The organism is Pseudomonas sp. B21-009 (genome assembly GCF_024749345.1).
Taxonomy (GTDB): Bacteria; Pseudomonadota; Gammaproteobacteria; order Pseudomonadales; family Pseudomonadaceae; genus Aquipseudomonas.
This window is the reverse complement of record NZ_CP087199.1, coordinates 4,169,270-4,182,260: the sequence shown is the minus strand read 5'-3', so window position 1 is coordinate 4,182,260 and position 12,991 is coordinate 4,169,270. Positions and strand designations below refer to the sequence as shown.

The window sequence follows — 12,991 nt, the reverse complement described above, 5'->3', positions numbered from 1 at the left end:
TGACGGCTGGCCGCGCGCCATCGTCCATAGCTTTCGCAGCCCGGTGCTGCCGGATCGCGCCCATGGGCCGGTCGAAATTAGCGGGTGACGCCACGGGCGTCGCCCTTACAGGTTGACGAGGGTGCGGTATCGGGGTGGCTCGCTGCAGGCGGGCGCCGGAGCCGCATCCTCATCGCGTCATACACGAATTGAGCTCAAGGGCATACGCGCGAGCCGGCAGCCATAGCCTGCCGGTCGCCGCTACTGGAGAAAGAAAGCATGAGCAACTGGTTAGTAGACAAACTGATCCCTTCGATCATGCGTTCCGAGGTGAAGAAGAGTTCGGTCCCTGAAGGCCTGTGGCACAAGTGCCCGTCCTGCGAGGCCGTGCTGTATCGTCCGGAGCTGGAAAAGACCCTGGATGTCTGCCCTAAGTGCAACCATCACATGCGTATCGGCGCCCGCGCCCGTATCGACATCTTCCTCGATGCCGAAGGCCGCGCCGAGCTGGGCGCTGACCTGGAACCGGTCGACCGCCTGAAGTTTCGCGATGGCAAGAAGTACAAGGACCGCCTGACTGCTGCCCAGAAGCAGACCGGCGAGAAAGACGCACTGATCTCCATGAGCGGTACCCTGCTGGGCATGCCGATCGTGGTCAGCGCCTTCGAATTCTCCTTCATGGGTGGTTCGATGGGCGCCATCGTCGGCGAGCGTTTCGTCCGTGCCGCCAACTACGCCCTGGAAAACCGCTGCCCGATGGTCTGCTTCTCGGCCTCCGGTGGTGCGCGCATGCAGGAGGCGCTGATCTCGCTGATGCAGATGGCCAAGACCTCCGCAGTACTGGCACGCCTGCGCGAAGAAGGCATCCCGTTCATCTCGGTGCTGACCGATCCGGTCTACGGCGGCGTTTCTGCCAGCCTGGCGATGCTTGGTGATGTCATCGTCGGTGAGCCCAAGGCGCTGATCGGCTTTGCCGGCCCGCGGGTGATCGAGCAGACCGTACGCGAGAAGCTGCCAGAAGGCTTCCAGCGCAGCGAGTTCCTCCTGGAGCACGGCGCCATCGACATGATCATCCCGCGTCAGGAGCTGCGTCAGCGCCTGGGCAACCTGCTGGCCCAGATGATGGGCCTGCCGACGCCCACGTTCGTCGCCCCGGTGATCGAGCCGATCGTCGTGCCGCCGGCGCCTGCCACCGTATGACCCAACGTACCCTTGGCGACTGGCTCGCCTACCTCGAGCAGTTGCATCCGTCGGCCATCGACATGGGCCTGGAGCGTTCGCAACAGGTCGCTGCGCGGCTCGGGCTGGGCCAGCCGGCGCCACGGGTAATCACCGTGACCGGCACCAACGGCAAGGGTTCGACCTGCGCCTTCGTTGCCGCGTTGCTGCGCGCCCAGGGCCTCAAGGTCGGCGTCTACAGCTCGCCGCACCTGCTGCGCTACAACGAGCGGGTGCAGATCAACGGCGCTGAAGCCGGCGATGAGCAGCTGTGCGAAGCCTTCGCCGCGGTTGAAGCGGCCCGCGGCGACATCTCCCTGACCTACTTCGAAGCCGGTACCCTGGCGGCGTTCTGGCTGTTCAAGCAGGCGGCGCTCGACGCCGTGGTGCTCGAAGTCGGCCTGGGCGGACGCCTGGATACCGTCAACATCGTCGATGCCGACCTGGCGCTGGTCACCAGCATCGGCGTTGACCATGTCGACTACCTGGGCGACACCCGTGAGTTGGTGGCCTTCGAGAAGGCCGGGATCTTCCGCCAGGGCAAGCCGGCCCTGTGTGGTGACCTCAATCCGCCGCAGCCGTTGCTGGACAAGGCCCGTGCCCTGAACAGCCCGCTGTTTTTGCGCGGTCGCGATTTCGACCTGGCCAGCACTGACCAGTACTGGCAGTGGCGTGGGGTCAATGCCCGTGGCGAGGTGGTCGAGCTGCAGGATTTGCCGCTGCTCGACCTGCCGATGGAAAACGCCGCGTTGGCATTGCAGGCCTACCTGTTGCTCGACCTGCCGTGGGATGCCGGGCAGATTGCCGAGGCCCTGCGCAGCACGCGCATGGTCGGTCGCCTTGATCGCCGGGCCTTTACCTGGCAAGGCAAACCTTTGACTATCCTTATGGATGTCGGGCACAACCCGCATGCTGCCGAGTACCTGGCTCAGCGCCTGGCCACCCGACCGCCGCAGGGCAAGCGCCTGGCGGTGTTCGGTTTGCTCGCCGACAAGGACCTCGACGGCGTGCTCAAGCCGCTGCAGCACCAGGTTCAGGCCTGGGCCGTGGCGCCGCTGGACACCGCCCGTAGCCGGCCGGCTGGCGAGTTGCAGGCGGCGCTGACGAACCTTGGCGCTGCGGTGCAGTCTTACCCCAGCGTCGCCGCCGCCCTGGACGGGCAGTGCGCGCAGGCAACGGCGGATGACGAAATCCTGCTGTTCGGATCATTTTTCTGTGTCGGCGAAGCCCTGCAGTGGCTCGACCGGCAGGCCACGGAGGACGGGGCAAATGGCATTGCTGGATAAAGTGGTCAAGCAACGCATGGTCGGGGCGCTGGTGCTGGTGGCGCTGGCGGTGATCTTCCTGCCGATGCTGTTCTCGCGCGAAGACGAAATGCGCCAGGTGCGCGTCGAAGCCCCCGAGGCACCGGCCACGCCGACCCTGCCGCAAGTGAAGGTAGAGCCGGTGCAGGTCCCCGAGCCGCAGGTATTACCCGAAGAGCCGCTGGTCGTCGAGCAGGCCACAGCACCGGTGCAGGCGCCAAGCACGCCGATTGCCCCGGCGCCCGCCGCCACGCCGTTGCCGACACCGGCCCCGGCCGCACCGGCTGTCGCGGCAAAACCGGCGACGCCGGCGCCCGCCAAGGTAGAAGCCAAGCCGGCAGCCACCGTCGCCGCTGCGACCAAGCCTGCTGCGGGCAAGATCGACGCCAATGGCCTGCCGGTCAGCTGGTCGATTCAGATGGCCAGCCTGGCCAACCGCGCCAGCGCCGACAACCTGCAGAAAACCCTGCGCAGCCAGGGCTACAACGCTTATATCCGTTCGGCCGAAGGCATGAACCGGGTGTATGTCGGACCGTTGATCGAGCGCGCCGAGGCCGAGCGCCTGCGCGATGTGATCAACCGCCAGCAGAAGCTCAAGGGCTTTGTCGTGCGCTTCCAGCCCGAGCGCAGTTGAACCCTTGCCGCCCGGCCCGTACCGGGCGGTAAATCACTGCTTACCGACAGCTCGTTGCTCTGGTAAAATGCGCCGCCTTATCCGTTTGCAGGCAACACTGTGGCATTTACCTGGGTCGACTGGGCGATTCTCGCGATCATCGCCATTTCTTCGCTGATCAGTCTCAAGCGCGGCTTTGTCAAAGAGGCCTTGTCGCTGCTTACCTGGATCATCGCCGGTGCCGTGGCCTGGATGTTCGGTGGCTCGCTGTCGCAGTACCTGGAAGCTTATATCCAGACGCCTTCGGCCCGGGTCATCGCCGGATGCGCCATTCTTTTCGTCGCCACCCTGCTGGTGGGGGCCATGATCAACTTTCTCATCGGCGAGCTGATTCGCGTCACCGGGCTGTCCGGGACCGATCGCTTCCTGGGCATGGCCTTCGGCGCCGCCCGCGGGGCCTTGCTGGTGGTCGTGGCGGTCGGGCTGTTGAGCCTGGGGCCGGTACAACAGGATCAGTGGTGGCAGGAGTCTCGCCTCCTGCCACAATTTCTATTGGTGGCTGACTGGTCGAAAAACCTCATTCTGGGGTTCACCAGTCAGTGGCTAGCCAGCGGGATCAGCGCACCGGCTGATCTCCCGTTCCAGGAACAGCTGCTGGGGCCCAAAACGCCTTGAGCGCTTTTCAATCCAGTTTCATTAAGTAGGGGTTGCGTCGCATGTGTGGCATCGTCGGTATCGTCGGTAAGTCGAACGTCAATCAGGCGCTGTATGACGCGCTAACCGTCCTCCAGCACCGCGGCCAGGACGCTGCCGGTATTGTGACCAGCCATGATGGCCGGTTATTCCTGCGCAAGGACAACGGCCTGGTCCGTGACGTATTCCAGCAGCGCCATATGCAGCGCCTGGTCGGTCACATGGGTATCGGCCACGTGCGCTACCCGACCGCGGGCAGCTCGACCTCGGCCGAGGCCCAGCCGTTCTATGTCAACTCGCCCTACGGCATCACCCTGGCGCACAACGGCAACCTGACCAACGTCGAACAGCTGGCCAAGGAGATCTACGAGTCCGACCTGCGCCACGTCAACACCAGCTCTGACTCGGAAGTGCTGCTCAACGTCTTCGCCCATGAGTTGGCGGTGCGTGGCAAGCTGCAACCGACCGAAGAAGACGTGTTCGCCGCAGTCACCGACGTGCACAACCGTTGCGTTGGCGGTTACGCGGTGGTGGCGATGATCACCGGCTACGGCATCGTCGGTTTCCGCGATCCCAACGGCATCCGCCCGATCGTCTTCGGCCAGCGTCACACCGACGAAGGCGTCGAGTACATGATCGCTTCCGAAAGCGTTTCTCTGGACGTGCTGGGCTTCACCCTGATCCGTGACCTGGCGCCGGGCGAAGCGGTGTACATCACTGAAGAGGGCAAGCTGCACACCCGTCAGTGCGCGACCAACCCGCAACTGTCGCCGTGCATCTTCGAACACGTCTACCTGGCCCGCCCTGACTCGATCATCGACGGCGTCTCGGTGTACAAGGCGCGCCTGCGCATGGGCGAGAAGCTGGCCGAGAAGATCCAGCGCGAGCGCCCTGACCACGACATCGACGTGGTCATCCCGATTCCCGACACCAGCCGCACCGCAGCGCTGGAGCTGGCCAACCACCTGGGCGTCAAGTTCCGCGAAGGCTTCGTCAAGAACCGCTACATCGGCCGTACCTTCATCATGCCCGGCCAGGCCGCGCGCAAGAAATCGGTACGCCAGAAACTCAACGCCATCGAGCTGGAGTTCCGCGGCAAGAACGTGATGCTGGTCGACGACTCGATCGTGCGCGGCACCACCTGCAAGCAGATCATCCAGATGGCCCGCGAAGCCGGCGCGAAAAACGTCTACTTCTGCTCGGCCGCCCCGGCGGTGCGCTTCCCTAACGTCTACGGCATCGACATGCCGAGTGCCCACGAGCTGATCGCGCACAACCGCAGCACCCAGGATGTCGCCGAGCTGATCGGCGCCGACTGGCTGGTCTACCAGGACCTGCCGGACCTGATCGAAGCGGTCGGCGGTGGCAAGATCAAGATCGAGCATTTCGATTGCGCGGTGTTCGACGGCAAGTACGTCACCGGCGACATCGACGAAGCCTACCTGGACAAGATCGAGCAGGCGCGCAACGACGCCTCCAAGGTCAAGAACCAGGCGGTCAGCGCGATCATCGACCTCTACAACAACTAAGTTAGGAGCAGCGGCATGACACAGGAATGGGATGCCGGGCGCCTGGACAGCGACCTCGAAGGGGTCGCTTTCGACACGCTGGCGGTACGCGCCGGCCAGCATCGCACGCCGGAAGGTGAGCACAGCGATCCGCTGTTCTTCACCTCCAGCTACGTGTTCCGTACGGCGGCCGATGCCGCCGCGCGGTTCGCCGGCGAGGTTCCAGGCAACGTCTATTCACGCTACACCAACCCCACCGTACGCGCGTTCGAAGAGCGCATCGCCGCCCTCGAAGGCGCCGAGCAGGCGGTTGCCACCTCCACCGGCATGTCGGCGATTCTCTCGACCGTCATGGCCCTGTGCAGCGCTGGCGACCATGTGCTGGTGTCGCAGAGCGTCTTCGGTTCGACCATCAGCCTGTTCGAGAAGTACTTCAAGCGCTTCGGCGTGCAGGTCGACTACGTGCCGCTGACCGACCTGGCCGGCTGGGACCAGGCGATCAAGGCCAACACCAAGCTGCTGTTCGTCGAGTCACCGTCCAACCCGTTGGCGGAGCTTGTGGATATTGCTGCCCTGGCTGAAATCGCCCATGCCAAGGGCGCGCAGCTGGTGGTCGACAACTGCTTCAGCACCCCGGCCTTGCAGCAGCCGCTGAAGCTGGGCGCCGACATCGTCGTGCATTCGGCGACCAAGTTCATCGACGGCCAGGGCCGTTGTATGGGCGGCGTGGTTGCCGGGCGCAGCGAGCAGATGAAAGAAGTGGTGGGCTTTCTGCGCACCGCCGGGCCGTCCCTGAGCCCGTTCAACGCCTGGATCTTCCTCAAGGGCCTTGAGACCCTCAACCTGCGCATGCGCGCCCACTGCGCCAATGCCCAGGCGCTGGCCGAATGGCTGGAGCAGCAGGACGGCATCGACAAGGTCCACTACGCGGGCCTGCACAGCCATCCGCAGCACGAGCTGGCCAAGCAGCAGATGAGCGGCTTCGGTGCAGTGGTGAGCTTTGAGGTCAAGGGCGGCAAAGAGGGCGCCTGGCGCTTCATCGATGCCACCCGGCTGATTTCGATCACCGCCAACCTGGGTGACAGCAAGACCACCATCACCCACCCGGGCACCACCTCCCACGGCCGCCTGTCGCCGCAGGAGCGTGAGGCCGCCGGCATTCGCGACAGCCTGATCCGGGTTGCCGTGGGGCTGGAAGACGTCGCTGACCTCAAGGCCGACCTGGCCCGCGGGCTGGCGGCACTGTGATCGACTGGTCGGTGGGCGACAGCAGCCATAACGGCCGCGTCGCCCTGGTCACCGGCGCGGCGCGGGGCATCGGCCTGGGCATTGCCGCCTGGCTGATCAGCGAAGGCTGGCAGGTGGTGCTCACCGACCTCGACCGGGCCCGTGGCGCGAAAGTGGCCAAGGTGCTGGGTGATAACGCCTGGTTCGTCGGCATGGATGTCGCCGACGAAGCCCAGGTAATGACCGGCGTGGCCGAAGTGCTGGGCCAGTTTGGCCGGCTCGACGCCCTGGTATGCAACGCGGCGATTGCCGACCCGCACAACACCACCCTCGAAAGCCTGAGCCTGGCCCACTGGAACCGGGTGCTGGCGGTCAACCTGGGCGGCCCGATGCTGCTGGCCAAGCACTGTGCGCCGTATCTGCGCGCCCATTGCGGGGCGATCGTCAACCTGGCGTCAACGCGCGCCGGGCAATCGGAGCCCGACACCGAGGCCTATGCCGCGAGCAAGGGCGGGCTGCTGGCCCTGACCCATGCCCTGGCCATGAGCCTGGGCCCGGAGATTCGCGTCAACGCCGTCAGCCCCGGCTGGATCGACGCCCGTGATCCAGCCCAGCGCCGTGCCGAACCCCTGACCGAAGCCGACCATGCTCAGCATCCGGCGGGCAGGGTAGGGACGGTAGAAGACGTGGCGGCGATGGTGGCCTGGTTGCTGTCGCGCAACGCCGGCTTCGTCACCGGCCAGGAATTCGTGGTCGACGGCGGCATGACCAAGAAGATGATTTATCGGTAGCCGCAAGCGGCAAGCTTCAAGCCGCAAGATGTCCGCGTTGTGCTTTTGATTTTGCTTTTTCTTGTAGCTTGCAGCTTGAAGCTTGAAGCTGTTTTTTTCACCTCCGTGAAAAAAACTTCAATCAGGCTATTGACTTAGGTTCGATACCTGCGTAAATTTCGCCACCTCAGCGAAGCACACGGGTGATTAGCTCAGCCGGGAGAGCATCTGCCTTACAAGCAGAGGGTCGGCGGTTCGATCCCGTCATCACCCACCACTTCCTGAGATGTTCCTGACCCGACACTTTCGCAAGAAGGTGTTACCAGAGAGGAACCGGACGCAAGTCCATATGCGCAGCGGTAGTTCAGTCGGTTAGAATACCGGCCTGTCACGCCGGGGGTCGCGGGTTCGAGTCCCGTCCGCTGCGCCACTTTTCTCCAGATCGGTTTAACGACCGGTTTGAGGTTCCAGGGCCAAACAGCCTTGTAGCCAGATCCCAGTTTCAAGCGGGCGCAAGCCTGTACGATACGCAGCGGTAGTTCAGTCGGTTAGAATACCGGCCTGTCACGCCGGGGGTCGCGGGTTCGAGTCCCGTCCGCTGCGCCATCTTCGCTTCGAGGCCCTTGAACTCCTCGAAGCAACAAAGAGAGCGACCTGAGGTTGCTTTTTTTGTGCCCGGGATTTGCAGCCTTTGCGCAGCCCGGGTGAGCACGACACGCAGCGGTAGTTCAGTCGGTTAGAATACCGGCCTGTCACGCCGGGGGTCGCGGGTTCGAGTCCCGTCCGCTGCGCCATATTGCAGTACCAGAGAAAGCGACCTTCGGGTCGCTTTTTTTGTGCCGAAATTTTGGCACCGTGGTGCGGCCATCGCCGGCAAGGCCGGCTCCCATTCTGTGGGAGCGGGCTTGCCCCGCGATGCTTTTCAGGCCTGCTTGGTCTGCATCCAGTCCGCACAAGCGGTATGCTAGCGCCTCAAGTCTTCCACTGAGGTTCAGGATGAACAATCTTCAAGACTCGATCGCGGTCATCACCGGTGCCGGACGCGGCCTGGGTGCCGCGTTGGCCATCTCCCTGGCCGACGCTGGTTGTAAGGTGGTGCTCTGTGGCCGCAACGAAGCAGCCCTGGCCCAAGTCGCTGCCACGATCGAAACCCGCACCGCTCAACTGCCATTGACTGTCCAGGTCGATCTCGCCGACAGCACCAGCGTTACCCAGGCAACGCAGGCCATCAGCCAGCGCTTCCCCACTATCGATCTGCTGATCAACAACGGCGCCATGTGGCTGGAGCACAACGAGGAAGGTTATTCCCCTGAAGACATCCACGGCGTGATCAACGCTGCGGTCACCGGTACCTTTCTCTTCACCCAGGGCTTGCTGGCCTCTCTGCGCCGCTCTCAGCGCCCGGACATCGTCACCATAGGCTCGATCAGCGCGCTGCCCAATGCCGCCTTGCACAGCGTCTCAGTGCCGTTCTACGCCGCCAAGCAGGCCCAGCGTGCGCTGGCAGAGGGGTTGCGTCAGCAACTGGCCGGTACGCCGATCCGTTCGCTGTGCGTGCACCCGCCGTACCTGGACGACATCTGCCCGACGCAACCGGCCTGGGAGGCCGCCGCCCAACGCCAGAAAGGTGAGCGCGGCACCAACCGTGACGTGGTCGAGGCCGTGCTGTTTGCCGTGACCCGGCCGCGGCATGTGAGCCTGTCGTCGATCGTTATCGACAGCGACGACGGCGGCCTGTTCGGCTGACTTACCGGTTACACCCGAAAGCGCGCCACCAGCTGTTGCAGTTCACTGCCCAGGCGCGCCAGTTCCACCGACGAAGCCGCCGTCTGCTGAGACGCGGTGGACGACTGTTCGGCAACGTCGCGCACGCTGAGCACACTGCGGTTGATCGATTCGGCGACGCTGCTCTGCTGTTCGGCGGCGGTGGCGATCTGCAGGTTCATGGTCTGGATGCCGGTCACGGTCTGGGTGATGGCCTGCAGCTCGATACCGACCTGGTTGGCCAATTCCACAGTACCGCCGACCTGTTGCTGGTTGGCTTGCATCATTTCGGCGGCTTTCTGCGCGCCTTGTTGCAACGACAGAATCAGCGTCTCGATCTGCGCTGTTGATTGCTGTGTGCGCTGGGCCAGCCCGCGCACTTCATCGGCGACCACGGCAAAGCCGCGCCCGGCCTCACCCGCGCGCGCCGCCTCGATGGCGGCGTTGAGAGCCAGCAGGTTGGTCTGTTCGGCAATGGCGTTGATCACCGTCATCACGGTGCCGATGCGCTCGCTTTCTTCCGACAATTGGCTGACCGCACTGGCGCAATTGCCGATGTCGTCGGCCAGCTGGCCGATCTGGCTCAGGGCCTGCTGCACTACGCGGTTGCCCTGTTTGGCCTGGCTGTCGGCCTGGTGCGTGGCTTCGCTGGCTTCTTCGGCGTTACGCGCGACTTCCTGGACGGTGGCAACCATCTCGCTCATTGCCGTGGCCACCTGGTCGGTTTCGACCTTCTGGCTGGTGATGCCGGCGCTGGTCTGTTCAGTGATGGTCGACAGCTCCTCGGCGGCGGTCGACAGCTGGCGGGTGACATGCCCGGCCTGGCCAAGCATCTCGCGCAGGTTCTCGCCGCTTTGCGCCAGCGCCTGCAACAGCTGGCCGAATTCGTCGCGGCGTGGTTCGCTGGCAGTGTTGGTCAGGTCGCCTTGGCCAATGCGCCGGGCAGTTTCCACCGCCTGGCGCAGCGGCTGGGTGACCTGGCGGATGATCAGCGCACTGATCAGCACGCCCAGCACCAGGGCTGCGAACAGCAAGCCCAGCATCAGGCTGCGGCTGTCGCTGGATTCCTCGGTGCTCTTCTGGTTCTGCAGGGTGATCAACTGGTTGATTGCCTCCAGGCCCTGATGCACGGTCTGCAGCAACTGGTCATGCAGCTTGCTCTGCAGCAGGGTGCCGCCGCTGGCCGCCTTGAGTTGTTCGAACTGTTGCAGGTACTGCTTGAGATCATCGCCAGTGGCCTGGAGCAGGCGCTGCGAGTCGGCATCGGGCAGGGCGCCGAGGTTTTCCTCGACCAGGCGGCTGGCCTCCTGGTGGGCCTGTACCAGCTGGCTGGCGAAGCTGCCTTCGCGGCGTTGCTCGAAACTCAGCTGGGCGGCGCGCATTTCATTGAGGTTGTCGAGGATGTAGTTGACCGACACCAGGCGATCGGCGCGCTGGGTCAGGGTGTTCAAGCTGTTGATGGCGGTAATGGCGAGTAGCACCATCAGTACCAGAATGGGCGCAAAGCCAAGCAGCAACTTGATTTTCACAGATAGGTTTTTCACCGAGATAACTCCTGTCGACCGGTAGGCGGTGATGGCTAGTTGCCAGCGTAGTCGTAGAATGGGCAGGGCAAAAGTCGGATGGGTCCGATCTGTTCGTAGGGCTTGAGCGAAGGATTTGTGGGTTTATCGACCAATGGTCAAACCCCGGCATCAGGGGCGATCACTGGCCCCTTGTATGAATTTTCTGCGGTGATTGCCCGCCTGTGGTTTCAGCATTCCGTCGATGTGTTGCACAATAGGCGCCGACCGTTTCCTCAGGATTTGCAATGTCAAAGTCAACCGTCTGCGGTGCGCTCGGGCTGGCCCTTGTGCTGGCGGGTGTTTCCGGCTGTTCTTCGAAGAAAGCTGCCATTTACGAACACGAGAATTTCGACGACTCGGGTACCTTCTCGCGCAGCTTTGCGGTGAGTGAAGCCGGTACCTGCGAAGCGGCGCGCCGTGCCTTGCTCAGCCAGGGCTATATCATCACCAGCAGCGACGCTGGCCAGGTCAATGGCAACAAGAGCTTCCAGCAGACTGGCGATTCGCACCTGCAGATCAGCTTCAACGTGGTCTGTGCCCGCGACAGCGGCGACGAGCAGCGCTCGACCATGTTCGCCAACGCCCTGCAGGACCGCTATGCGCTGAAAAAATCCAACACCTCGGCCAGCCTCGGCGTTGGCGTGCTGGGTTCGGTGTCGATGCCGATCGGCTCCAGTGACGATTCGATGGTCAAGGTTGCCAGCGAGACCGTGACCTCGGCCAAGTTCTACGAGCGTTACTTCGCCCTGGTGGAAAGTTTCCTGCCCAAGGAAACCAAGAAGAAGGCTGAGGCAAAGCCTGCAGCCAAGCCAGCGGTGGAGCTGGGTGTGCCCGAGACCGCGCCGGCAGCACCAGCGGCCGCCCTGGCTCCGGCTCCGGTTGAAGCACCAGCGGCTGGCGTACCGGTCAGCGAACCGTCGCCGGCGCCGGCGGCCGAAGTGCCGGCCGCGCCGGTGGTGGATGACCGCAGTGGCTCGCAGCCGGTGCCGCCGCCCGCCGAAGCTGCGCCGATCAGCGTCCAGGACAGCAGCACACCGGCAGCCGTAGAGCCGACCCCGACCATCGCCCCGGTAGCACCGGCCAGCAGCGAGCAGGCGCCGCTGTAAATTCGCCCGTCTCTGCTACGTTGTTTTGATAAGCGTCATTGTCATTTTTCTTTCATCGCGGCACTTTAGGCTCGTTGATGAATCAATGACATGAATGAGAAACAACGGAGCAGACGATGGACGACTATCAAGAAGAACTACTCGAATACCGCGCCATTGAGCTCGACCCGGTCGAGCCGGCCGAAGACGCTACCGAGCTGTAATCAGCCGGTACGCCGCTGGCTGCGGCGAAACTCGCCCGGGGTGATGCCGTTCCAGCGCTTGAACGCGCGCTGAAAAGCCTCCGCCGAGGCAAACCCGAGCAAGTAGGCAATCTCGCCAAAGGCCAGTTCCGTGTCACGGATATAGGTCATGGCCAGATCGCGCCGGGTATCGTTGAGGATGGCGCGAAACTGCGTGCCTTCCTCGGCCAGCTTGCGCCGCAGGGTCCAGGTCGGCAATTGCAGATGCCTGGCCACTTCCTCCAGATCCGGTTCCCGTCCGCCATTCAATAGCGGCCCCAGCAGGTGGGCGATGCGCTCGCCCAGGCTGCGAATCCGCGTGCGCTGTTCAAGCTCTGCCTCACACAGCTGCAGCAGGTGCTGCCAGGTGCTCGGACAGTGCGCCGGGTTGCGCAGGGCCAGGTTGGCGCGGCTCAGGCGCAGTTGATTGGTGGCGGCGCCAAACTGCACCGGGTTGCAGCTCAAGGCCTGGTAGTGGGCGGCGTAGGCGGGCGCCTCGAACTCGATCTCGACCCGTTCGGCCAGCAGCATCGTACCCGCCAGGCTCGACAGCTGCGCCAGCCAGCCGGCCAGCAGCGAATCGACCACAAAGCGGTTATAGGCGTTGTACGGGCTGATCGAATAGAACCGTAGCCAGGCGCCGCTGCTGTCTTCATGAAAGCTTGAGTGCCCGCGGTAGTTGGCCGCGTACAGTGGCTCGAAGCGCAACAAGGTGCGCGCCGCTTCGCCCACGGTGGGTGCTTGTGCCGCAGTGACGCCGGCCAGGCCGGCCTGGCCCAGGCGGCTGATGTGGCCCATGTGCAGGCCCAGGGCCGGGTCGCCGGTCAGTTCGATGGCGGCATGGCCCAGGTGCATATAGCGCGGGATCGACAGGCGCGCGCCGGCTTCGGCCAGGCGCGCTGGCTCCAGGCCGTAGCGGGCGAGCAGGGCCGTAGGATCGATGCCGCGTTGCTGCAGGGTTTCGCTCAGCGGCTGGATAAAACCGACCGACAGGTCGCCCAGGCGCACGCGGGGACGGTTCAT

The 12,991-nt window shown here is 64.0% G+C and carries 11 protein-coding genes and 4 tRNA genes; 13 read left to right on the top strand and 2 right to left on the bottom strand.

Annotated features, from left to right (window positions below):
- The first annotated feature begins 258 nt into the window (after positions 1-258).
- From accD to LOY34_RS19140, 12 genes are all read left to right on the top strand, one after another.
- Complete coding sequence (gene accD / locus LOY34_RS19195; RefSeq protein ID WP_045195100.1) at positions 259-1,179, top strand: acetyl-CoA carboxylase, carboxyltransferase subunit beta; 921 nt, start codon at positions 259-261, stop codon at positions 1,177-1,179.
- Positions 1,176-2,483, top strand: a complete 1,308-nt coding sequence (gene folC, locus LOY34_RS19190) for a bifunctional tetrahydrofolate synthase/dihydrofolate synthase (protein WP_195884731.1) — start codon at positions 1,176-1,178, stop codon at positions 2,481-2,483. Before accD ends, folC begins: the two co-directional genes overlap by 4 nt.
- Complete coding sequence (locus LOY34_RS19185) at positions 2,467-3,135, top strand: SPOR domain-containing protein (RefSeq protein WP_195884730.1); 669 nt, start codon at positions 2,467-2,469, stop codon at positions 3,133-3,135. The genes folC and LOY34_RS19185 overlap by 17 nt, the downstream gene beginning before the upstream one ends.
- 99 nt (positions 3,136-3,234) lie before the next feature.
- A complete protein-coding gene (locus LOY34_RS19180) occupies positions 3,235-3,789 on the top strand; it encodes a CvpA family protein (RefSeq protein WP_045195095.1) in 555 nt (184 codons plus the stop codon).
- Between the two features lie 41 nt (positions 3,790-3,830).
- Entirely contained in the window at positions 3,831-5,336 is a 1,506-nt protein-coding gene (gene purF, locus LOY34_RS19175) for an amidophosphoribosyltransferase (RefSeq protein ID WP_010223267.1), read from the top strand.
- Between the two features lie 15 nt (positions 5,337-5,351).
- Positions 5,352-6,563, top strand: a complete 1,212-nt coding sequence (locus tag LOY34_RS19170; protein ID WP_093380622.1) for an O-succinylhomoserine sulfhydrylase — start codon at positions 5,352-5,354, stop codon at positions 6,561-6,563.
- An 11-nt stretch (positions 6,564-6,574) separates the two neighbouring features.
- Positions 6,575-7,333, top strand: a complete 759-nt coding sequence (locus LOY34_RS19165) for an SDR family oxidoreductase (protein ID WP_174242333.1) — start codon at positions 6,575-6,577, stop codon at positions 7,331-7,333.
- Positions 7,334-7,513: 180 nt separating this feature from the next.
- A tRNA-Val gene (locus LOY34_RS19160) sits at positions 7,514-7,589 on the top strand.
- 76 nt (positions 7,590-7,665) lie between these two features.
- A tRNA-Asp gene (locus LOY34_RS19155) sits at positions 7,666-7,742 on the top strand.
- A gap of 99 nt (positions 7,743-7,841) precedes the next feature.
- A tRNA-Asp gene (locus LOY34_RS19150) sits at positions 7,842-7,918 on the top strand.
- Positions 7,919-8,029: 111 nt separating this feature from the next.
- Positions 8,030-8,106: transfer RNA gene (locus LOY34_RS19145), tRNA-Asp, on the top strand.
- Between the two features lie 202 nt (positions 8,107-8,308).
- Positions 8,309-9,058 carry an SDR family oxidoreductase gene (locus tag LOY34_RS19140; protein ID WP_195884729.1) on the top strand — a complete coding sequence of 250 codons (750 nt, stop codon included), beginning with the start codon at positions 8,309-8,311 and terminating at the stop codon, positions 9,056-9,058.
- Between the two features lie 8 nt (positions 9,059-9,066).
- On the opposite strand, the gene LOY34_RS19135 is transcribed toward LOY34_RS19140, so the two are convergent.
- Positions 9,067-10,620, bottom strand: coding sequence for a methyl-accepting chemotaxis protein (locus LOY34_RS19135; RefSeq protein ID WP_258663892.1), 1,554 nt, complete (start codon positions 10,618-10,620; stop codon positions 9,067-9,069).
- Between the two features lie 266 nt (positions 10,621-10,886).
- Between LOY34_RS19135 and LOY34_RS19130 the strand changes: the two genes are divergently transcribed.
- Positions 10,887-11,747: a DUF2242 domain-containing protein gene (locus LOY34_RS19130; RefSeq protein ID WP_195884728.1), complete on the top strand. Its 861-nt coding sequence runs from the start codon at positions 10,887-10,889 to the stop codon at positions 11,745-11,747.
- 203 nt (positions 11,748-11,950) lie between these two features.
- Here LOY34_RS19130 and LOY34_RS19125 read toward each other — a convergent pair whose 3' ends face one another.
- On the bottom strand, positions 11,951-12,991 hold the full coding sequence (locus LOY34_RS19125; protein ID WP_045195083.1) for an AraC family transcriptional regulator: 1,041 nt from the start codon (positions 12,989-12,991) through the stop codon (positions 11,951-11,953).